Annotated in this window: 19 protein-coding genes; 9 read left to right on the top strand and 10 right to left on the bottom strand. The window is 61.0% G+C overall.

Features of this window, described 5'->3' with window-relative positions:
• Positions 1–7: 7 nt before the first annotated feature.
• From OQ248_RS27125 to OQ248_RS27115, 3 genes are all read right to left on the bottom strand, one after another.
• The gene (locus tag OQ248_RS27125) at positions 8–1243 is read right to left on the bottom strand and encodes an aromatic ring-hydroxylating dioxygenase subunit alpha (protein ID WP_265814736.1); all 1236 of its coding nucleotides are present in this window, start codon (positions 1241–1243) and stop codon (positions 8–10) included.
• A 103-nt stretch (positions 1244–1346) separates the two neighbouring features.
• Positions 1347–2687, bottom strand: coding sequence for an MmgE/PrpD family protein (locus OQ248_RS27120; RefSeq protein ID WP_265814735.1), 1341 nt, complete (start codon positions 2685–2687; stop codon positions 1347–1349).
• 123 nt (positions 2688–2810) lie between these two features.
• Complete coding sequence (locus OQ248_RS27115) at positions 2811–3770, bottom strand: LysR family transcriptional regulator (RefSeq protein ID WP_114882519.1); 960 nt, start codon at positions 3768–3770, stop codon at positions 2811–2813.
• Between the two features lie 366 nt (positions 3771–4136).
• Between OQ248_RS27115 and OQ248_RS27110 the strand changes: the two genes are divergently transcribed.
• The 8 genes from OQ248_RS27110 (at position 4137) to OQ248_RS27075 (ending at position 13730) form a co-directional block, all read left to right on the top strand.
• Positions 4137–5171 (top strand): glycine betaine/L-proline ABC transporter ATP-binding protein, encoded by a 1035-nt coding sequence (locus tag OQ248_RS27110; protein ID WP_114882521.1) that lies wholly within the window; start codon positions 4137–4139, stop codon positions 5169–5171.
• 53 nt (positions 5172–5224) lie between these two features.
• Positions 5225–6178, top strand: coding sequence for a glycine betaine/L-proline ABC transporter permease ProW (gene proW, locus OQ248_RS27105; protein ID WP_265814734.1), 954 nt, complete (start codon positions 5225–5227; stop codon positions 6176–6178).
• A 42-nt stretch (positions 6179–6220) separates the two neighbouring features.
• Positions 6221–7243 (top strand): glycine betaine/L-proline ABC transporter substrate-binding protein ProX, encoded by a 1023-nt coding sequence (gene proX, locus OQ248_RS27100; protein WP_265814733.1) that lies wholly within the window; start codon positions 6221–6223, stop codon positions 7241–7243.
• Positions 7244–7407: 164 nt separating this feature from the next.
• The gene (locus OQ248_RS27095) at positions 7408–8724 is read left to right on the top strand and encodes an FAD-binding oxidoreductase (RefSeq protein ID WP_265814732.1); all 1317 of its coding nucleotides are present in this window, start codon (positions 7408–7410) and stop codon (positions 8722–8724) included.
• A gap of 63 nt (positions 8725–8787) precedes the next feature.
• Positions 8788–10116, top strand: a complete 1329-nt coding sequence (locus tag OQ248_RS27090) for an MFS transporter (protein ID WP_265814731.1) — start codon at positions 8788–8790, stop codon at positions 10114–10116.
• A 66-nt stretch (positions 10117–10182) separates the two neighbouring features.
• Positions 10183–11085 (top strand): dihydrodipicolinate synthase family protein, encoded by a 903-nt coding sequence (locus OQ248_RS27085; protein WP_265814730.1) that lies wholly within the window; start codon positions 10183–10185, stop codon positions 11083–11085.
• Between the two features lies 1 nt (position 11086).
• Positions 11087–12577, top strand: a complete 1491-nt coding sequence (locus OQ248_RS27080) for an aldehyde dehydrogenase (RefSeq protein ID WP_265814729.1) — start codon at positions 11087–11089, stop codon at positions 12575–12577.
• Between the two features lie 127 nt (positions 12578–12704).
• The gene (locus tag OQ248_RS27075) at positions 12705–13730 is read left to right on the top strand and encodes a GlxA family transcriptional regulator (RefSeq protein WP_265814728.1); all 1026 of its coding nucleotides are present in this window, start codon (positions 12705–12707) and stop codon (positions 13728–13730) included.
• Between the two features lie 126 nt (positions 13731–13856).
• On the opposite strand, the gene dmpG is transcribed toward OQ248_RS27075, so the two are convergent.
• The 7 genes from dmpG to OQ248_RS27040 form a co-directional block, all read right to left on the bottom strand.
• On the bottom strand, positions 13857–14876 hold the full coding sequence (gene dmpG, locus OQ248_RS27070) for a 4-hydroxy-2-oxovalerate aldolase (RefSeq protein ID WP_265814727.1): 1020 nt from the start codon (positions 14874–14876) through the stop codon (positions 13857–13859).
• Between the two features lie 10 nt (positions 14877–14886).
• Positions 14887–15828 carry an acetaldehyde dehydrogenase (acetylating) gene (locus OQ248_RS27065; protein ID WP_265814726.1) on the bottom strand — a complete coding sequence of 314 codons (942 nt, stop codon included), beginning with the start codon at positions 15826–15828 and terminating at the stop codon, positions 14887–14889.
• Positions 15829–15886: 58 nt separating this feature from the next.
• Complete coding sequence (locus OQ248_RS27060; RefSeq protein WP_265814725.1) at positions 15887–16678, bottom strand: fumarylacetoacetate hydrolase family protein; 792 nt, start codon at positions 16676–16678, stop codon at positions 15887–15889.
• Entirely contained in the window at positions 16675–18426 is a 1752-nt protein-coding gene (locus OQ248_RS27055) for a bifunctional 3-(3-hydroxy-phenyl)propionate/3-hydroxycinnamic acid hydroxylase (protein WP_265814724.1), read from the bottom strand. Before OQ248_RS27055 ends, OQ248_RS27060 begins: the two co-directional genes overlap by 4 nt.
• Positions 18427–18439: 13 nt before the next feature.
• Entirely contained in the window at positions 18440–19450 is a 1011-nt protein-coding gene (locus OQ248_RS27050) for a VOC family protein (protein ID WP_265814723.1), read from the bottom strand.
• 9 nt (positions 19451–19459) lie between these two features.
• Positions 19460–20329 carry an alpha/beta fold hydrolase gene (locus tag OQ248_RS27045; protein ID WP_265814722.1) on the bottom strand — a complete coding sequence of 290 codons (870 nt, stop codon included), beginning with the start codon at positions 20327–20329 and terminating at the stop codon, positions 19460–19462.
• Positions 20330–20498: 169 nt separating this feature from the next.
• Positions 20499–21104, bottom strand: a complete 606-nt coding sequence (locus OQ248_RS27040) for a TetR/AcrR family transcriptional regulator (protein ID WP_085710178.1) — start codon at positions 21102–21104, stop codon at positions 20499–20501.
• 195 nt (positions 21105–21299) lie between these two features.
• Between OQ248_RS27040 and OQ248_RS27035 the strand changes: the two genes are divergently transcribed.
• Positions 21300–22373 carry an amidohydrolase family protein gene (locus OQ248_RS27035; protein WP_265814721.1) on the top strand — a complete coding sequence of 358 codons (1074 nt, stop codon included), beginning with the start codon at positions 21300–21302 and terminating at the stop codon, positions 22371–22373.
• Positions 22374–22452 lie beyond the last annotated feature (79 nt).

Genomic DNA, 22452 nt, shown 5'->3' with positions numbered 1-22452 from the left:
ATGCCAATCAGCCCACGGACTTCAACGGAATCGGGCCCTTGAGCCGGTCCATCATCGTGGCGCAGTACCAGTCATCGAACTGACAGACGCCGGTTTCCGCCGTTTCCGAGTAGGGCCCCGGTTCATAGGACGGGGACGTCACGCCACGCTGGGTGCCTTCGACCAGGGTGCGGTCCTGATCGTTGGTGGCGACCCAGACTTTGGTCAGCCGTTGAAGGTCGTAGTCCACGCCTTCCACCGCCGTATCGGGCACCAGCCATTTGGTGGTGACCATGGTTTGCGTGGCGCTGATCGGCAACACCCGGAAGCTCAGCGCATGGTCGCCGAGGAAGTGGTTCCAGGTGGACGGGTAGTGGAAGTAGAGCAGGGCGCCGATGTCCGGTTCGGCGGTCTTGTCCAGACGCCCGTTCACCGCAGGCTTGCCGTCCATGGTGTAGCTGACGGCCCCGGACGACAGCGGGATGCGGGTCATGCGGTACTGGCCGTTGATGTCCATCACCAGACGGCTTGGCAACCCGGCTTTTTCGCAGGTGTTCCAGTAGGCCGTCAGGTGCGGATCATCCTCGCCGCCGGCGCCGCCCACGGACGGGTTGTCGACGTAGGATTTCAGCAGTTCGGGGTGGGAGCCGTCGCAGTGGTAGCACTCGCGGTTGTTCTCGAACACCAGTTTCCAGTTGCCTTGCTCGATGATGGTCGACTCGAACGCCACTTTGCAGTGGTCCAGATAATGCGGGGCAATGAACGGGCTGACGGCCTTGCGAAAGCCTTCGAAGTCCGGTGCCCTGGTGGCGACGCAGACATAGATGTAGCTGTGCACAATCTCGCAATGCACGGACTTGAGGTTGTATTGGGTCTTGTCGAAATCCTGGCCCATGTTGCCGGCGAACAGCAGGTTGCCGTCCAGCTCGTAGGTCCACTTGTGATAGGGACAGACCATCTTCGCGACCTTGCCGTGCTCGTGTTCGCAGATCTTGGCGCCGCGATGGCGGCAGGCGTTGTGAAACGCCCGGACTTCGCCATCCTTGCCACGCACCACGGCGACCGGGTAATCGCCGATCTGCAGGGTGAAGTACTGGCCGGGCTTTGCAATTTCGAAGGTGTGCCCGGCGAAGATCCAGTCCTTGTGCCAGATCTGTTCGAGGTCCTGGCGGTAGACGTTTTCATCCTGGTAGAGGGCGCCCGGCAGCGAATGCCAGGGTTTGCGCTGGGCGATCAGGTCAGCCACGGTGTCTTTATTGTTCATTGTTATCCTCGTCATGCGCGTAGGGCCGGAACGGATTCCAGCCTATCTGTGCCAGGAAAGCCGTCACAAACGACATTTCCTGCGGGCAATCGATGCGTTGAGGTTATGGGTGAACCCGTTCGAAGATCGGCTCAAGCGTGGCGATGGCCGACGCAGACTGGCCCAGATTGCGAATCGCCTGTTTCACCGCGAGGCTGCGTTCGTGGCCGAGGCTTGAAGCGAACAGGTCGAACTTCTGCTCCAGTTCTTCCCGGCTCAGGGCCGTTTCGGGATCGCCCCGTGCGGCGGTGATCGGGCTGACGAGCACGTTGCCGTTTTTCAGCGTGACGGTGACGCGCGAGAGGATTTCATTGGGGAACCGCGCGGAAATATCGGCGGCTTCGACGATCTCGATGCGTGCGCTCAAGGCGCGGATGTCGGCGGCGTGGATGGATTCTCCGGTGACTTCGTCCGGCCCGAGTTTGCCCCTGACGATCAGCGCTGCCAGCGGAAAGGCCAGAGCGTACTGCGCCTGATCGGCATCCGCCGGGGTGTGACCTTGCAGGCACATCGACTCGTAGAAGGTCTCGACGCGGATGGTCTCGATTCCGTCAGCGTTGAGCCCAAGATGATCCTGTTGCAACTGAAGCATCGCGGTCAGCGCCGGTTGCGCCCAGCGGCACACGGGCCAGGGTTTGAAATACTGGCTGTCGATTTCCCAGCGCTGTCCGAGGTCGAGCCAGTGCTCGGCCACCGAGGCGTCCTCGACGGTTTCCGCCGGCGCACCGGTTACGCCTTCCCTGGCCATTAACAGCGCATTCAATCCGACAAAGGCGCCGCTGCCGTGGGCGTCACGCAACATGGTCGGAAACGCGATCAGGCGCATCATCGGGCAACGGGCGCTGAAGTACTCGGCAATGCCCAAGGCATGGCGAAAGGTCGGTTCGTCAAAACCCAGCAAGCGGGCGCCGGCGCAGACCACGCCAATTGCCGAAAAGCCGCCGGACGCGTGATAGGTCGGGGAGGTCGACATCAGCGCCGTTCCGGCGCGCAGCCCGGTTTCATAACCGAGGCACAGCGCGCTCAACAGCTCATGCCCGCTGACTTCCTTGCCTTGGTGATGCAGCGCATCGACAAGGGCGAGCAGGGCCGGCACCACGGTCGCGCCGGCGTGTCCCTTGGATCGGAAGTGGCCTTCGTGGGCATCGAGGCTGTCGGCGGAAAAGCCGCCGGCCCAACCCGCACCCAGCAGGTTCACGCGCTGACCGTCGAACAGCAGACGGCTGCCGAACTCGCCGGCGGGGTAGTGGGCAACGGCGAAACGGCGCAGCGCCACACTGGTGTCATTGGACGCGGCACCGGCCATGACGCCAACGATATCCAGCAGGCTGTTCTGCAGGATATTCCGGGTCTTGGCCGGGGCCTGGAGGAAATCAAAGTCGCGGCAGAATTCGTAGAGAGACATTCAACAATTCCTTCCTGTGAGGGGAACCGGCCAGATCCCGGCCGGCGCCGCTCCACAATGAGTCAGGAAGGTTGTGCGGCTCCAACGACATTTTCGTCGGGCAATTGATAACCAAATCGAGGGTTAACGACGGGGAAACTTCGACAGGATCCACTCGCGAAATCGCCGTAGCGCGTCTTCGTTGTCGGCGTTCTCGCGGCAGCTCAGGTAGTGCCAGCTGTTGCGCAACTGCACTTCCTGTTCGATCGGGCGCACCAGCAAGCCGCGCTGCAACAGCGGCGCAACCAGATGATTCCAGCCCAGCGCGATGCCCTGATGAGTCAACACCATGCTGATCAGCAGGTTGTAGTCGTTGGCGTTGAAAATCTGCGGACTGGTCGCCGGGCGGTCGTCGATGTCGATGGACTGAAACGCCAGCCACACGCCCCAGTCGACATGCTCGGCGACTTGCGAACGACCGTAGGGGCTGAGGTTGAGCAGGGCCGAATCACGCACGCCCTCAATAGTGGCGATTTCCGGGTGCTGCTCCAGATACTGCGGCGTGCACACCGGGTAGATCAGGTCGTGACACAACGGGTAGCTGCGATAGCCCTCGCGGATGCGCGAAATCTTGGTGATGAACACGTCGGGCTGCACGCCCGGTTCCATGGTCAGGAAGTTCTGGGTGGTGATCAGGTTCAGCTCGATGCCTTCGCTCTGGGCGAAGAACTCCGGCAGGTGATTCGACAGCCACAGCGCCGAGAACGCCGGGGAACAACAGATGGTCAGCACCTTCTTGACCGACTGACTGCTGCGGATGCGCTCGGCGGCCTGGGCGATGTTCACGAACGACAGCTGGGCGGCGTCGAAAAACAGCGCACCTGCCGAAGTGAGTTCTACGGCACGCCCGACGCGGGTGAACAACTGCGCGCCGAGGTAGCTTTCCAGTTCGCGGATCTGCCGGCTGATGGCGGCTTGGGAAACGCACAATGCTTCGGCAGCACGGGTAAAGCTCTGGTACTTGGCGGCGGCGACAAATGCCTTTACGGCCCGCAAGGACGGCATCTTAAGCAAGATGGTGTCTGGGTCGACATGCTTGGTCATCTGTACGGCCTCCTCACGATACGGCTCCCGGGCGAAGCGCGACGAGGGTAGCCCAAGCCTGCGCGCAGGGATACGCCGGCGTCGCTGCAAGGATAGTCGCGGTCGCTGGCAGGCGATGCCGGCTGCCAGCGGCGGATGCCGGCGTGATCGATAACCCGACGTTATCAACATGCCCCTGTAAATGTCGTTGGATTAAGCAGGGGGATGCTAATAAATTTGAAACGTCCCTCGTTCCTGGGGTCCCAAAAATAATAAAAGGAAACCCGTCGTGACGACTTATAACTATTACCGCTGCCGCTCTAAAACCGTTTCGCTCGATTGCATATTGTTTGAATTCGAATATGCACAACGCGATGGAGGCAAGGTATGAATCGCTCCGACGAAATAATTTGCGTGAAGAATGTTTATAAAGTCTTCGGCACTCAGCCAGCACTGGCCATGAAGTTGATCGAAGAGGGCGCCTCGAAAGCCGAAGTCTTCAAAAAGACCGGCCAGGCCATCGGTGTATTCGATGCCAACTTCTCGGTCAAGCGAGGCGAGATCTTTGTCATCATGGGTTTGTCCGGTTCCGGCAAATCGACCATGGTCCGACTGTTCAATCGCCTGATCGAGCCGACCTCCGGCAGCATCTTTCTCAATGGCCGGGAAATCACCGGACTGGGCGACAAGGACCTGTTGCAGGTGCGCCGCAAAGACATGGGCATGGTCTTCCAGTCGTTTGCCCTGATGCCGCACATGAGCGTCATCGACAACGTCAGCTTCGGCTTGGAAATCAGCGGTGTCAGCGAAAAGGAACGCTACTGCCGGGCCATGGGCGCCCTTGAGCAGGTCGGGCTTTCCGGGCAGGAAATGTGCTTCCCTCACCAGCTCTCCGGCGGCATGCAACAGCGGGTCGGCCTGGCCCGGGCGCTGGCCAACGACCCGGCCATCCTGCTGATGGACGAAGCGTTCTCCGCCCTCGATCCGATGATCCGCAGCGAGATGCAGGGCGAGCTGATCAAGCTTCAGGCCGAGCAGGATCGCACCATCATTTTCATCTCCCACGACATTGAAGAAGCCGTGCGCATCGGCCATCGCATCGCGATCATGGAGGGCGGGCGCGTGGTGCAGATCGGTACGCCCCGTGAGCTGCTGTGCAACCCGGTGAACCAATACGTCCGGGACTTCTTCAACGGTTTCGATACCAGCCGGATCTTGCGCGCCGGCGATATCGCACAAGCCGATTCCGGCATTGTTTATGAGCCGGGTCGTCAAACTCCGATAAAGGCTGACGCTTCCTTGCGCGAGATCTTTCATCTTGTTGCCGCTTCATCTACGCCAATGCCGGTAGTTGATGAAGTTGGACTTTATAAAGGGTCGATCTCGCAAGGGCATCTATTAAGTTGCCTGGGCAATAGCTGAGATCCTGATTTAAAAAAGAATGGTCACGCAGTCCGCAAGTGCGAGGTAGTGTCATGTCCGACTTTAACTTTCTGGATCCCTTCCAGAGTTTGAATATTCCGCTGGGATCGTGGGTTGAAACCGCCCTCAAATACCTGGTGCATAACTTCCGGGATGTCTTTCGCTCGATTCGCTGGCCGGTCGATCAGGTGCTCGACGGCGTCCAGTGGGGGCTGCTTTCGCTGCCGCCGACGGTGTTCATCATCATCGCCGGGCTGATCAGCTGGCAGATCGGCGGCAAACGCATCGCGATCTTCAGTGTGGCGACCCTGACCGGGCTCGGGCTGATCGGCGTGTGGAACGATGCGATGGTCACCCTGGCGTTGGTGCTGACCTCGCTGTTGTTCTGCGCGGTGATCGGCATTCCGCTGGGCATCCTCTGTGCCCGCAGCGACCGCACGGAAATGATCATCCGCCCGGTGCTGGACGCCATGCAGACCCTGCCGGCGTTCGTGTACCTGGTGCCGGTGGTGATGCTGTTCGGTATCGGCAACGTGCCCGGTGTGATCGTCACGATCATCTTCTCCGTCGCGCCGCTGGTGCGCCTGACCAACCTCGGCATTCGTCAGGTGCCGGCGGACAAGGTCGAAGCGGCACGGGCCTTTGGCTGCACACCGATGCAGATGCTGATGAAGGTTCAACTGCCGCTGGCCGCGCCGACCATGATGGCCGGCCTGAACCAGACCTTGATGCTGTCGCTGTCGATGGTGGTGGTCGCCTCGATGATCTCGGTCGGCGGGCTGGGGCTGATGGTGCTCAGCGGCATCGGGCGCCTCGACATGGGCTTGGCCAGCGTCGGCGGGGCAGGGCTGGTGTTGCTGGCGGTGTTCCTCGATCGCCTGACTCAGGCCATGGGTGAACGCAGCAGCGATCTGGCCACCGGTCAGCGCTGGTATGAGAGCGGGCCGGTCGGCCTGGTCATGAAGTTGAAGAAAAAGAAGAACATTGCTCGTGCGGTCATTAACTGAACCTTTCTGCTCACCGATTAAAACTCCAAAGCGTGGTGAAACATGAAACTGGCAAATCTCAAGAAAAGTGTCATGGCGGGTGTGGTTGCTTCCTTGTTGGGCGCTGTCCTGTGTTCGGCAGCCTATGCGGCCGATGCCAACAAGCCCGGCGCCGGTGTGTCGATCACGCCGATTTTTCCGACCATCGCCGAAGAGCGCTTTCGCGGCGAAGTGGTGATCGCCGGGCTCAAGGAACTGGGCTACGACGTCAAACAGCCGAAGGAAACCGATTACCCGGCGATGTTCCTGGCGCTGTCCTACAGCGACGCGGATTTCACCGTGCATGAGTGGGAGCACCTGCACGAAGCCTTTTACGAGAAGGCCGGAGGCGATGACGTGATGGTCAAGGTCGGGCAGATCATGAAGGGCGTGCTGCAGGGTTACCTGATCGACAAGAAAACCGCAGACGCCTATCACATCAAGGATCTGTCGGACCTGAAGAAACCGGAGATCGCCAAGCTGTTCGACAGCAACGGCGACGGCAAGGCAGATCTGACCGGTTGCAACCCGGGCTGGGGCTGCGAAGTGATGGTCGAACACCACATGAAGGCTTACGGCCTGGAACCGACCGTCGTCGACAACCGCGGCTCGTACTTCGCGTTGATGGCCGACACCATCGCCCGCTACCAGCAAGGTAAACCGGTGCTGTTCTTCACCTGGGTGCCGCAGTGGATTTCCAGCGTGCTGGTCGAAGGGCGCGACGTGGTCTGGCTGCCGGTGCCTTACACCGACCTGCCTGACGGCAAGGAAAGCAAGGACACCTTCTACGAAGGCAAGAACCTCGGCTTCCCGGTGGACACGATCAATGCCGTCATGAACAAGGAGTTCGCCGAGAAGAACCCGGTGGCCCGCAAGTTCCTCTCCGAAGTCAGCATCAGCACCGCCGACGAAAGTGCGCAGAACCTGAAGATGCAGAACGGCGAGAAGTCCCTGGCCGACATCAAGCGCCACGCTGCCGAGTGGATCAAGGCCCACCAGCAAAGTTACGACGGCTGGCTGAGCGATGCGCGGGCGGCGGCCAAGTAAGCGGTTGTTCGTTAGTTCGAGTGGCGGTTATCCCGTGGCGTAAAGCCGTCATTCAAACGCATTCATTTAGGCAACTTTGATGGCTTTTTTCATTCAACGCGATTCCGCGCGTTCGCTTCGTGTCGGCTTCGATTTGTCATTTCAACAATAAACGGTTCAACACTATGAAAGTCAGTTCGCTGCCCGCCGATGATGAGAGCTGTGGCTGGTTCCACCTGAGCCGGCCGCGCAGCCCCGAGCCCGGTCATCGCGGCCACCGTTCGGCGCGTTGGGTGGTCGTCGGCGCCGGCTTCACCGGGCTGGCGGCGGCACGCCAGCTCGCGCTGAACTTCCCCGAAGATGAAGTGGTGCTGATCGAGGCGCAGGAAGTGGGGTTGGGGCCGTCCGGTCGCAACGCCGGTTTCGCAATCGATCTGCCCCACGACATCGGGGCCGAGGACTATATCGGTGATATCGACCTGGCCAGTTTCAGTCTGAAACTGAACCTGGAAGGCCAGTCGATCCTGCGCAATCTGGTCGATCAATTCGGCATCGATTGCCAGATGAAAGCCTGCGGCAAGTATCAGGCCGCCGTTGAAGAACGCGGGATCGCGGTGCTGGAAGCTTATCGCCGAGGGCTCGACAAACTCGGTCAGCCGTATCAGATGATCGAGGCGGATGAGTTGCCCGAGCATCTGGGCACCCGTTTCTACCGCAAGGCGCTGTTCACTCCCGGCGCGGTGCTGGTTCAGCCGTCGGCGCTGGTGAAGGGCCTGGCGGACAGTCTGCCGGCGAACGTCACTCTGTACGAACGCACGCCGATTCTGGAAGTGGAATACGGCGCCAAAACCTTGCTCAAGCACGCTCACGGCAGCATCACCGCCGACAAACTGATCCTGGCCAACAACTCGTTCGGCATGCGCTTCGGTTTTCTGCGGGGCCGTATGTTGCCGATCTACACCTACGCCAGCATCACCCGCCCGCTGACCGATGAAGAGCAGGCGCGTCTGGGCGGCAAACCGTTCTGGGGCGCGATCCCCGCCGATCCGTTCGGCACCACGGTGCGGCGTACTCCCGACAATCGCTTGTTGATCCGCAACAGCTTCAGCTTCAACCCCGATGGCCGCAGCAACAGCAAATACAACGAGCGCTTCGTGCACCGGCACCGCGCCTCGTTCGATCAGCGCTTCCCGATGTTGCCGGGGGTGCAATTCGAATACACCTGGGGCGGGGCGCTGGCCATGTCGAGGAACCACAACGGCTTCTTCGGCGAACTGGCGCCGAACGTTTACGGCGCGCTGGGCTGCAATGGCCTGGGCGTCACCCGTGGCACGGTCACCGGCAAATTGCTCGCCGACTGGCTGGCCGGGCAGCGCGACGGCTTGATCGATTTCCTGTTGCAGGCGCCGGGGCCGACGGGCAACCCGCCCGAACCGTTTCTGTCGCTGGGCGTGAACATGAACCTGAAGTGGGGGCAGTACCGCGCCGGCCGCGAAAGTTGAACGTTCATTGCCCGCGATTCGCGATGAGCTGAAGTAACGATGCACTGAATACAAGGACAAGAAATGAACAACGTTGCTGTATCAATCGAGGACGTACCGCTCAATGGTTTTCATCGTCTGCTGACGATCCGTTCGGCCGGTGGCTCCTTTGTCGACGGGTATGTTCTGAGCATCATCGGTGTGGCGCTGGTGCACATGTCCAGGTCTCTGGCACTGGACGATTTCTGGGAAGGCATGATTGCCGCCTCGGCGCTGATCGGCATTTTCTTCGGCGGCTTTCTTGGCGGCTGGCTGACCGATGTGTTGGGGCGCAAGCGTCTGCTGTTCGTCGGGCCGACCTTGTTCATCGTGGCGTCGCTGGCGCAGCTGTGGGTCGATTCGGCGATGGCGCTGTTTGTGCTGCGGCTGCTGCTGGGGGTGGCGGTCGGCATCGAGTACCCGGTGGCGACCTCGCTGCTGGTCGAGTTCATGCCGCGCAAGTATCGCGGCCCGCGTCTGGCGACGCTGACGATCATGTGGTTCGCCGGGGCGGCGATGGCGTATGTGGTGGGCGAGCTGATGTTCAAGCTGTGGGGCTCCGATGCCTGGCGGCTGGTGCTGGCCAGCGCGGCGGTCATCGGCGCGATGCTGTTTTTGGTGCGCATCGGCACACCCGAATCGCCGCGCTGGCTGTTGAGCAAGGGCCGCGCCGCCGAAGCCGAGGCGATCATCAAACAGGTCTACGGCAACGACTTCTCCCTGGTCAATCTTCCTGAGCACCGGGTGGGCGAGAAGCTGACGATCTTCAACCTGCTGCACTCCGGCTACGGCAAGCGGATGCTGTTTGTCGTGGTGTTCTGGACCTGCTCGGTGGTGCCGCTGTTTGCCGTGTATGCCTTTGCGCCGAAGGTGCTGGCCGCGCTGAATCTGCAGGGCGACTGGTCATCCCTGGGCTCGGTGGCGATTACCTTGTTCTTTGTCATCGGCTGTGTGATTTCGACCCGGATCATCAACCGTGTGGGCCGACGCAATCTGCTGATCTACAGCTTTCTCTGCTCGGGCCTTGCGCTGCTCGGGCTGGCCGTCGGTCATGCCGGGCCCAATGCGCTGATGCTTGCGTTCTTTGCCGTTTACGCCTTGTTCATCGGCGGCGCCCAGGTGCTGACGCTGGTGTACCCCAATGAACTGTTCCCCACGGAAATCCGCGCCTTCGCGGTCGGTGTCGGCACGTCACTGTCGCGCATCGGCGCGGCGGCGGGGACGTATCTGGTGCCGGTTTCCCTGAGCACGCTGGGCATCGCCCAGACCATGTACATCGCGGCGGCCGTCACCCTGGTCGGTCTGGTGCTGTCGTGGGTGCTAGCGCCGGAAACCCGCTCGCTCAATCTGCAACAGGCTGCCTCGCTGAATTGAACCTTGCCCGGGCCATACCGGCGTCGGGCCAACGAATTGAACACTGTAATCACTGGAGAAAACCCAATGAACTTTGACGGCATCTTTACCCCCGCCATTACGCCTTTGTCCGCCGATGGCCAGATCGATTACTCGGCGTTCGCCGAAGTGCTCGAGTATCTGATCGAGTCGCGGGTTCACGGCATCGTCATCGGTGGTTCGACCGGCGAGTACTACGCCCACACCACCGCCGAACGGCTGAAAGTGGCCGAGCGCGCCAGGGAAGTGATCAACGGCCGCATCCCGCTGGTGATCGGCACGGGCGGGATTCGCACCGAAGATGCGGTGGCCTTCGCCGAGCACGCCAAGTCGATCGAGGCCGACGCAATTCTGGTGGGCTCGCCGCCCTATGCCTTGCCGACGCAAAAGGAAATCGCCGCCCACGTGCTGGCCGTGGACAAGGCCGCCGGCCTGCCGATCATGCTCTACAACTACCCGGCGCGGATGGGCGTAGCGATGGGCCCTGAGTTCTTCGAGGCGATTGCCGGTTGCAAGAACATCGTCGCGATCAAGGAAAGCTCCGGCGACACCGCCCAGTTGCATCGTCTGGCGCATTCGCATCCCTCGATCCAGCTGTCCTGCGGCTGGGACGACATGGCCCTGGAGTTCTTCGCCTGGGGCGCGCGCAGCTGGGTCTGCGCCGGTTCGAACTTCATTCCGGCCGAGCACATTGCTCTGTACGAAGCCTGCGTTCTGGAGAAGAACTTCGACAAGGGCCGGCGGATCATGTCGGCGCTGTTGCCGCTGATGGATGTGCTGGAAAGTGGCAAGTTCGTTCAGTCGATCAAGCACGGCAGCGAACTGGTCGGCCTGCGCGCCGGCGGCGTGCGCAAGCCGATGCAGCCGCTGGAAGCGTCCGAGAAGGAAGTGCTGGAAAGCGTGATCAAAACCCTCAAGCAGAATGTGGCGCGCATCGTCGCGGAGGTTTGAAATGGCCGATCTTCTGAGTCAAGCGCAATATCGCGAACTGGCGGCGAAGCTTGAGTTTCGCAATCAGGCGTTCATCAACGGCGAGTTTCGCAGCGCGCTGTCCGGCAAGACGTTCACCACGACCAACCCGGCCACCGAAGCGGTGCTGACCGAGATTACCGCCTGCGGTACCCAGGACGTGGATGTTGCTGTCGCCGCCGCCAAGGCTGCGTTCGAGGATGGGCGCTGGCAAGGGCTGGCGCCGTCGGCGCGCAAATCGGTGTTGCTGCGATTCGCCCAATTGCTGGAAGACCACTCTCATGAACTGGCGGTGTTGGAAAGTCTCGACAGCGGCAAACCGATCCGCGAATGCCAGAACATCGACGTGCCCGAAACGATTCATACCCTGCGCTGGCACGCCGAACTGATCGACAAGATCTACGACTCGACCGCACCGACCGGTAACGGCGCGGTGACCATGGTGGTGCGCGAACCGATTGGCGTGGTCGGTCTGGTGTTGCCGTGGAATTTCCCGCTGCTGATGCTCGCGTGGAAGATCGGCCCGTCGCTGGCCGCTGGCTGTTCCATTGTGGTCAAACCGGCCAAGGAAACCACCCTGAGCACCCTGCGCGTGGCCGAGCTGGCGCATCAGGCGGGGATTCCCGCCGGCGTTTTCAATGTGGTGCCCGGCGGCGGCAAGGAGGCGGGCGAACCGCTGGGCCGTCACCCGGACGTCGCGATGGTGAGCTTCACCGGGTCCACCGACACCGGGCGCTTGTTTCTCAAGTATTCCAGCGAATCCAACCTGAAACGCATCGTGCTGGAGTGCGGCGGCAAGAACCCGGCGGTGGTGATGAACGATGTCGAAGACGTCGATCTGGTCGCTCAGCACGTGGTCAACGGCGCGTTCTGGAACATGGGCGAAAACTGCTCGGCCTCGTCGCGGTTGATCGTGCATTCGGACATCAAGGACGAACTGCTCAAACGCGTGCAGGTGCATCTGGCCGACTGGAAAATGGGCGATCCACTGGACCCGGAAAACCGTCTGGGCTCGATGATCAGCAAGGCGCATTTCGAGAAGGTCCGCTCGTACCTCGATCACGCCCGGGACGAGAATCTTTCGGTACTGGCGGGGGGCAACACGGCCGACAACATCTTCGTCGAGCCGACCATCGTCGATGGCGTCAGCCGTGACAGTCGTCTGTTCCAGGAAGAAATCTTCGGCCCGGTGCTGAGCGTGACCACGTTCAACTCGGTCGACGAGGCGATCGGCCTGGCCAACGACACGGCTTATGGCCTGGCCGCGTCGGCGTACACCGGCAGCCTGCGCCATGCGCTGAAACTCTCGCGGGGGATCCGCGCCGGTATCGTCACCGTGAACTGCTTCGGCGAGGGCGATGCTTCGACGCCTTTCGGCGGCTACAAGGAGTCCGGTTTCGGTGGGCGTGACAAGTCGATCTGGGCCCACGACCAGTACACCGAGCTGAAAACCATCTGGATCGACGCTTCCTGATCCATCGCGGTTTTATACAGGTCACTTTCGCCCCGATCGGTACGTTTGTACCGGTTGGGGCGAATTGCATTCATTCCCGAGTATTTTGCCGTCCCGGCGGTTAGCATGGCGGCATAACAAGTAACTGATGGACCACATCTTGATCGAACGACGCCAATTCAGCGGTGGCATGAAGGGCAAGAACCTTCGCTACCTGAACGAGCCTTCCTCCGGGGCGGGGCGCATGACCCGTACCGGGTTCGTGCTGCTGGAGCATTTTTCCCTGCCGGCCTTCACCCAGGCGCTGGACACCCTTGTCACCGCCAATCTGCTGCGCCCCGGTCTGTTCTCTACACGCACCTTCGGCCTGAGCGACGGCGAAGTGATCAGCGATCTGGGGCTGGTGATCCGCCCGGATTCACGGCTTGAGGCGAGTGTGTTGCAGGAACTGGATCTGCTGGTGATCTGCGGCGGTTACCGCACGGAATTGAAGGCCAGCGATGAGTTCATCGGTCTGCTGAAAATGGCCGTCGAGGCTGGCGTGTTGCTGGCCGGGTTGTGGAACGGTTCATGGTTTCTGGGGCGGGCAGGGGTGCTGGAAGGGTATCGCTGTGCAATTCACCCGGAGCATCGGCCAGCGCTGGCGGAAATCTCCAAGGCCACCCAGGTCAGCAGCGAGCCCTATGTGATCGACCGTGACCGGTTGACCGCTTCGAGCCCGTCCGGCGCATTCCACATGGCACTGGACTGGATCAAGGGTCTGCACGACAAAGCGCTGGTCGAAGGGATCGAAGACATTCTGGCGTTCGAGGAATCGCGCTACCGGCGGATCAAACCCACCGAAAACATCAGCGTCAGCGCGCCGTTGCGCGAAGTAGTGAAGCTGATGGACGCCAACCTCGAAGAACCGCTGGAGCTGGAGCAACTGGCAGTGTACGCCGGGCGTTCCCGGCGTCAGCTGGAGCGGCTGTTCAAGGAACAACTGGGCACCACGCCGCAGCGTTATTACATGGAACTGCGCATCACCGAGGCCCGGCGTCTGCTGCAACACACCGAGTTGTCGCAGGTGGATGTGCTGGTGGCTTGCGGGTTCGTCTCGCCCAGCCATTTCAGCAAGTGCTACAGCGCCTATTTCGGTTATCGGCCGTCCAAGGAAAAACGGCTCGTCAAATGATAAGAACAAGGTGCATATCGTGGACACCCGAAGTCGCAGCGCTGACACGCTGTCGGAGCTCCACCGGATACAGTTCCGAGACCGGCCCACCGCGGCATGGGCGATAAGCCGGCCATGTTGCACGGTTCAACGCTTGAGCAGATCCAGCGCGACGTCGACGATCATGTCTTCCTGACCGCCGACCATGCGCCGCTTGCCCAGCTCGACAAGAATGTCGAGGGTCTTGAGACCATATTTGGCGGCGGCAATTTCGGCATGCCGCAAGAAGCTTGAATAGACGCCGGCATAACCCAGTGCCAACGTTTCACGGTCGACCCGCACCGGCCGGTCCTGCAGCGGGCGGACGATGTCGTCGGCGGCGTCGAGCAGCGTGTAGAGGTCGGTGCCGTGGTTCCAGCCGAGACGTTCGGCGGAGGCAATAAAAACCTCCAGCGGCGCGTTGCCGGCACCAGCCCCCATTCCGGCCAGACTTGCATCGATCCGGTCGCAGCCTTCCTCGACGGCGGTTATCGAGTTGGCGACGCCCAGCGACAGGTTGTGGTGGGCGTGCATGCCGGTTTCGGTTTCCGGTTTCAGAACGGCTTTGAAAGCCCGGAAGCGCTCGCGAACATCCTGCATGTTCATCGCGCCACCGGAGTCGGCCATGTACACGCAGGTGGCGCCATAGCTTTCCATCAGCCGGGCCTGGGCCGCCAGGTGCTCAGGGGCGATCATGTGGCTCATCATCAGGAAACCGACGGTGTCCATGCCCAGCTCGCGAGCATATTCAATGTGCTGTTTCGAAACGTCGGCTTCCGTACAGTGCGTGGCGATGCGCACCACCCGTGCGCCGGCGTCATAGGCGGCCTTGAGGTCGTGCACCGTGCCGATCCCTGGCAGCAGCAGGGTGGTGATTTTGGCGTGCTCGAGGACTTCGGCCGCCGCTTCGATCCATTCCAGATCGGTATGGGCAGCGAAACCATAGTTGAAGCTCGAACCCTGCAGGCCGTCGCCGTGAGCGATTTCGATCGAATCGACCCTGGCCTTGTCCAGTGCGCGCGCAATGTCCTGCACATTCTGAAGAGAGTACTGATGGCGGATGGCATGGCTGCCGTCGCGCAGGGTGACGTCGGAGATATAGATTTTCTTGCCGGGATTGAATGTCATGTCGGGCCCCTCAGGCGTTGAGCATCGACTGCGCCATGCGCTCGGCGGTGGCCAAGGCAGCGGAGGTCATGATATCGAGATTGCCGGCGTAGGCTGGCAGGTAATGGGCGGCGCCTTCGACCTCAAGGAATACCGAGGTCTTGAGGCCGCTGAAGCGTCCCAGTCCCGGAATGTTCATAGGTGTCGATTCGGCAATGACGTCAAACTGAACCTTCTGTTTCAGGCGATAGCCCGGCACATAGGCCTGGACTGCTGCCACCATCTCCTCGACGGAAGCCTCGATCTGCGCCTGATCGGCGGTTTCGGACAGCACGAATACCGTGTCACGCATCATCAGTGGTGGTTCGGCGGGGTTCATGATGATGATCGCCTTGCCTTTGGAAGCCCCACCCACCATTTCGATGGCCCTGGAGGTGGTTTCCGTGAACTCGTCGATGTTGGCGCGGGTGCCGGGGCCGGCAGACTTGCTGGCGATCGAGGCGACGATTTCGGCGTAGTGAACCCGGGCAACACGGGATACGGCGGCGACCACTGGAATGGTCGCCTGACCACCACAGGTGACCATGTTGACGTTGAGTCGATCCAGGTTTTGCTCCAGGTTGACCACTGGAATGCAGTAAGGGCCGATAGCCGCCGGAGTGAGGTCGATCAGGCGGATACCCGGTTTGATCGAGCGCAAGCGTTTTTCGTTCTCGATATGGGCGCTAGCCGAGGTGGCATCGAAGACGAAATCGATGTCCTTGAACGCGTCCATGCGGGCCAGGCCTTCAACCCCCTCGTGGGTGGTCGCGACGCCCATGCGTTCGGCGCGGGCGAGACCGTCGGATGCAGGGTCGATCCCGACCATTACCGCCATTTCCAGGTGTCTGGCGTTGCGCAGAATCTTGATCATCAGGTCGGTGCCGATGTTGCCGGAGCCGATGATGGCGACCTTGAGTTTGGTTTGACTCATGGGAGCAATCTCTCAGAAGGGCCAGGCCACGACAGCCTGGCGCAGAAGGACGGGCAGGTCAGATGAAGCGGCAACGGATCTGGCCAAGTCGGGTCAGGTGCAAGTGCAGGCTGTCCCCGGCCACGACCGGCGTCATCGGCCCCAGGGCGCCGGAAAGCAGCACGTCACCAGCCTGCAAGGGACGGCCCATCCGGGCCATGGTGCGAGCCAGCCACAGGCAGGCGTCCACCGGATTGCCGAGGCATGCGGCACCGACACCGATCGAAGCCGTGGCGGCATTTTTTTCCAGCAGCATGCCTTCCAGTCGAAGGTCCAGCGAGGCGAGTGGAGTCGGCTGTTTACCCAACACATACAGCCCCGATGAAGCGTTGTCCGCCACCGTGTCCACCAGCGATATGTTCCAGTTCTCGATGGCCGAGTCGACGATTTCCAGCGCAGGTACCACATACTCCACCGCCCGCAGCAATTCCGCGAGGGTCGTATCCTCGTGCGGAAGATCGCGGCTCAGAACGAACGCAATCTCGCCTTCGGCCTTGGGCTGGATCAACTGACTGATCGGGATCTCACCGCCATCGGCGATTTCCATATCGGCGAACAGCATGCCGAAATCCGGTTGATCGACGCCCAGTTGCTGTTGCACGGCAGCCGAGGTCAGTCCGATTTTACGGCCGACCAGACGCCGCCCCTGGGCCAGGGCCCGTTGGGTGTTGATCTCCTGCACGGCATAGGCGCCGGTCAACGAATCGATACCGAAAGTGGACGAGATCCTTGCACAGGGCTCGCGATGCTCCCGTGCTCTGGCCAGGGCCGCGGCGGCGTCTTGCAGAGGCTGCAAAGGGAACTGGCTCATGCGATTTTCCTCAGCAGTCGAGGCTCGTCTGCGACGACTTCAGCGCCGGGGCTCCATTGCAGCTGGAACTTGAGTTCGTTGATGGCCCGATCCAGATCCGCAGCCTCGACCATGGCGAAGGTGAATTTGTCCGGGCGCACCACGACGATGGCTCCGCTGGAGAACCCCGAGCGTTTGAACCAGGCGACCATCTCACCCTGCACATCCTCCAGTTCGACCAACTCTTGGGTATTGGAACGATCGGTATCGGCGCCCTGTGGACGGGTGCCAAACGGGAAGAGGGTGGCGAAACGCGTGTTCTGGATATCCAGCAGTTTCCGGGAGGCCTGACTCAGGTGGACGCGTGGATCGACCTCAAGTCCTATCAAGGCAAAACCGTCGCCCAGCAGATCATCGAGCAATACACGCTGGCCCTTGAAGGTGCGGACTTCGGGTTGCGGAATCATCCGGCCTTCCGGCGAGCGCCGATGGCGGCGAGGCATGCCCAGATAGCTGTCAGGGGCATAGGTCGGGGCCGGTTTGAAACGGCCTTCGCGAACATAGCGGCCGAGAAATGGCGTCGCCAGGACGGTCTTGACCAGCAGGTTGCGCATCAGGCTGGAAACCGGACTGGACATCGAGACGAAGTCTTTCATCTGCACCGAAATATCAATCATCGCCTTGGCATGGTGGAAGCGTTCGCTGCCATAGGTGTCGAGCAGCCGCTCACCGGCTTGCCCCTTGATCACGGCGTCGATTTTCCAGGCGAGGTTGTAGGCGTCACGCACGCCGGAACTCATGCCCTGGCCCATGAACTGCGGCGTCATGTGGGCAGCATCGCCGGCAATCATTACCCGACCCTTGCGCCAATCTTTCGCCACCAGGGCGTTGAAGGTGTAGACCAGCTTGCGTTTGACCTCGAACTTGTCCGGATCGACGTAACGGCTGATCAGGCTGCGCACCACGGTCGGGTCTTCCATCTGTTCGCGAGTCTGGCCGGGCATCAGCATGAATTCGAAGCGATGGAAACGACCGGGCTGAGGACAGCAGACCGTCGGGCAATCAGGGTCGCAGATGAAGCTGAAGTAGGGCAGATGACGCAAGGCATCCTCGCCTTCCTTCATCTCCAGGTCGACCACCAGCCAGGGTTCGGGAAAGTTCTTGCCGCTCATGCCGATGCCCAAGGCCTCACGGACCGTACTGCGGCCGCCGTCAGCCCCCACCAGATAGCGCCCGCGAATGGTTTGCGGGTCCGGATCGATTTCGCAGGCCTGGCGGGCATCCGTCGCATCACTGAAACGGAAGGTGCTGGTGGCCTGATGGGTCACGGTCACCCCATGTTCATCCTGTGTGAACTGCGTGAGTTCACGACCACGGGCAACCCGCACATTGGGATAGCGTTCGAGCAGATCGCTCAGCGTGGTTTCCAGCCAGGGCTGGTAAAGGAAGTTGATGATCGGCCAGCCGTAGGGGCGATCGAGGCGCCAGTACTGGCCGAGGATCTTGCCATTGGCCAGCACCCACTGAGCGGGCGTATCGACTTGCATGTTGGCTGAAAGCTCGGAGGCAACGCCGGCCGCCTGCATGACGCGCATGCATTCGTCGTCCGTATAGACCGCCCGGGCGTTGCCATAAAACATGGGCTCGCGTTCCAGTACCAGCACCGACAGACCTCGCTTGCCGAGCAGATGCGCGAGCGTGGCGCCCGTCGGGCCAAGCCCGGAAATAATCACGTCGACGCTCGTTACAGACTCGTTTTTGTTATTCATGACGATATCTCTCTTACAGCGGTGAATATTCGGGCTTGAGCAATGAACGTGTGCCGCGGGCGAAGTTGGCCAGGTTGGTGGTCAACGTGTGCCAGGCACCGCTTTTCTCCGGGCGATGCCCCCAAAGGCTGATGCCTTGATAGGAGGTTGTGCGCCACTGCGCCTCATCGACCACCCTGGCGTTGCAACCCAGTTCCAGCTCGAAACCGCTGGGGCTCATCACGTAGAACGATTGCTCACGGTCGTTGGGGTGCTCACCGATTTCGTGGGCCATTTCGAAACCGAGCGTGCGGCAGCGCAAATAGGCGTTGGTCAGTTCGCTGACCGAGGTGGTCAGCATGTTCATGTGCTGCACTCGGGTACGAATCGGATCCATCGGCAGGCCACGCACGCGGGCGATGGCAATCGAGTGGTGACGTTCGTTGACCCGGAAGAAATCAATGTCCAGGGTCACTCCGGCAATCCGCTCGACGATGTGGTCGCTGGCTCGTGCATCAAATATTTCCTGCCAGAAACGCTGCATCTGCTGTGGCTTGCGCGAGGTGATCGCCAGGTGGCCCATTCCGGCGGAACCGGTGATGAAACCTGCACTGAGCATGTTCAGGGGCTTGTCGGTCAGCAGCGGCTCCCAGAACAGCTCGACGGCCATGCGTTTGGGGCCGAGCACCCGCCAGAACCTTTTCACCCCACGTTGTGCGGCTTCTTCCGGCTGGCTGGGTTGCGCTTCGATACCGAGGCGTTGCAGGCGCTTGAGCACTTCGTCGAGGGTGGACTGGTCGCGTAATTGCCAGCCGACGGCAAGAAAATCTTCCTGCGGACCGCGCTGGATAATGATCCGCCGCTGGTGCTGATCCATACGAAAAGCCAGGGTTTGTTCGTCCGAACTGGCCAGGTGCAGACCGATGCCGTGCTGGAGCAGCTCACGCCAACGCGCCAGGTGGCGGGACTCGATCAACGCATAGCCCATGCTGCTGGCGCCGAAGATGTCCGGCGTTGTCCGACTGATCGTTGCTTGATTATTCATGACGAAAACTCAGCGCGCTGTGCGACTGGCGAGGAACGCCAGGGTCACGGAGTTGAATTCGTCCGCACGTTCCCACTGCACCCAATGACCGGTCCGGCTGAACAGGTAGAGGTTGCAATCCGGCATGCGACTGCGCAGCGCCTCGCCGCCGCTGGGGCGATTGACCTTGTCGTCCGCGCCCCAGAGCACCAGGGTCGGAACCTGGCAATGCTCGAGGCGTGAATCGCGGGTGAAGTCCCAGCGCGAGAAACGGGGAATGCCCGTTGGCCGACGCAGGGGAGGGGCTGCAACGACCTGCGGGTCGATACTCGCCTCGAAACGCTCGCGGATCATCTCGTCACTGACCTGGCTGCCGTCATACACCAGGTAGTCGCGGATAAAACGCGTGATCTTGGCCAGCGTCGGGCCTTCACCGTTGTAGTAGTCGAGCAACAGCTTGAGACCGGGTGACGGCAGGCTGCGAGTGGTATTGACGCCACCGGGGCCCATCAGCACCAGAGCCGACACCCGGCCGGGTGCATCCAGCGCCATGCGCAAGGCACAGGCACCACCCAACGAGTTGCCCACCACGTGAGCGCTGCTGATGTTCAGGGTGTCGAGCAGGCCGAGCATCGCCCCCGCCAGATCGCCGAAGGGGTCCTTGCGATCCACACCTTTGGTGGATCGGCCGTAACCGGGCATGTCGACCACAATGACGCGGAACTGCCGGGCAAGCGATTCGATATTGCGCGAGTAGTTGGAGAGCCCCGAGGCTCCCGCTCCGCCACCGTGAAGCATCAGCAGGGGATGGCCGACGCCCGTTTCGCTGATGAAAATCTGCCGACGACCCACTTGTACCGTTCGCGAGGTCAGGGCAGGAAGAGGTTCTTTATTGTTCATTGTCAGTTCCTGGCGTAAGGCACTACGACCCGGGCGGTGGGTCAGTGCTTGCGGCAGACTCTAACACTCAAGATTAGAATTGAACAACAGTGTTCAATTGTCTTTTTGCGGGCAATAAAAAAGCCAGATTCCCCAAGGGATCTGGCTCAAGAAAAATCAGCGTAGGACTTCAGGCTGCGAGAAGGGGCAGATCCTGAGTAGCGATGCCGCGCGCTTCATCGGCTGGCACGCCGAGCGCCCTGAGAACGAATTCAGCCATATCGGAACCCGCGTCGCGCCAGGTCTTGTGACCCTGAAGTACCAGCATCGTCGCCCCCAGCACCCCGCCTCCGATCATCGCCATCACCGAAGGCAGTTGCTCCTGTCGAAAGCTGTATTGCTCACTGCTCAGGCCGCTGAGCACATCGTGCATGGGTGGACCGCTCCACATCTGCTGCAGCGTCTCATTGCTGGCGCCGTAGCGCACGATGAAGGCTCCCCAGTGCGGCTCTTCATGGGCGCGGCGGATATACAGGCGGATGCCGGTGGCCAGGCGGACGGCAGGGGACGCATGGGGATCTGTACTGCGCGCGGCCCTGTCGTTCATTTCGGCACTCAGCTGGCTGGCGACATCTTCGAACAGCGTCTCCACCGAGTTGAGGTTGTTGTAGATCGTGCCGCGCGCTACCCCGGCGATCTGTGCCAGTTCGCTGACATTGACCTCTTCGACACGTTTCTCGACAAACAGCCGGATCGCAGCTTCATGGATGCGCTTCTGCACGGGACTGAGTTTCAAAGCAATGAGCTCCAACGGAGAGATTCCGGACATTGAACAAGCGCGTTCAAAATAAAGCAAATCAGCGTTTGTCGATCATTGACATGATTGAACACAAATGTTCAATATTGATCTCGAAAGTTGTACGCCCACCGAGCACGGTTCTTTTCCCAGTAGTCGCAGGCGCTCGGTCGAAGCCCAAACAAGAGAGTCAGCATGTCAATCAAGCAAGGCCGTATCGATGTCCACCATCACATCATTCCACCCGCATTCGTCGATGCGATGAATGCCAGAGGGCTGCACTGCGTTGCGGGAGCGCCTCTGCCAGACTGGACCCCGGAAAAATCCATTGAGGTGATGGATGCGAACGGCATCGAGCGGGCGATCACCTCGCTGTCTGCGCCCGGCGTCCACTTCGGTGACGGGGTCCGACAGGCCAGCGAGCTGGCGCGACGCTGCAACGAGTTCGCCGCGCAGATGCGCACGCGCTATCCGAGCCGCTTCGGCAACTTCGCGGTGCTGCCGATGCCGTTCACCGAGGCCGCCTGCCGTGAAGCCATTCACGCGCTGGACGTACTCAAGGCCGAGGGCATTGTTTTGCTGGGCAGCACCGACGGGGTGTTTTTGGGTGATCCGCGCTTCGACGAACTGATGGCCGAACTCGACCGCCGAAAAGCCGTGGTATTCATCCATCCCAACATGCACCAGACCAGCGAAAGCATCGGTCTGCAGACCCCGGGATTTCTCATTGAGTTTCTCTGCGATACCACGCGCGCGGCGGTCAATCTGATCCTCAGCGGGACCATGGAGCGCTATCCCGGCATTCGCTGGATTCTGTCCCACTCCGGCGGCTTCCTGCCGTTTGTGGCCTGGCGTGTCTCGCTGGCCAACATGTTGCCGGAATTTCAGCAGCACGCACCGCAAGGCGTCATGACCTACATCCGTCGCTTTTACTTCGACACGGCGTTGTCACCATCACCTTATTCCATGGCGGCGCTCAAGGAACTGGTGGAACCGTCACACATTCTTTTCGGCAGTGACTATCCCTTCGCCCCGGCTCCCGCCACGGCGCTGCAGTGCCGGACGCTGGAAAGCCTGGAGATGTGGTCGCCAGCGATCATGCATGGCATCAACCGCGCCCATGCACTCAGTCTGTTTCCGCAGTACAGCCAGCCCAATGAAGTGGTTACCCCGGCGCCGGTCTATGAGGGCGAATCCTTCTCTCAACGCTTGCGACGCAGCATGACCCGACCGATCGGTGCGCTGGCCGAGCGGATGCGCAAACGCTGAATCAACCCGTCGCCATGGAAGGCCGGCGACCTAACACATCATTGAATCCAACGATCCATCTGCGTGCCTCGGGTGTTCG

The organism is Pseudomonas sp. COW5, from assembly GCF_026240005.1.
GTDB classification, from domain to species: domain Bacteria; phylum Pseudomonadota; class Gammaproteobacteria; order Pseudomonadales; family Pseudomonadaceae; genus Aquipseudomonas; species Aquipseudomonas kribbensis.
This window is presented reverse-complemented; position numbering and strand designations above follow the sequence as displayed.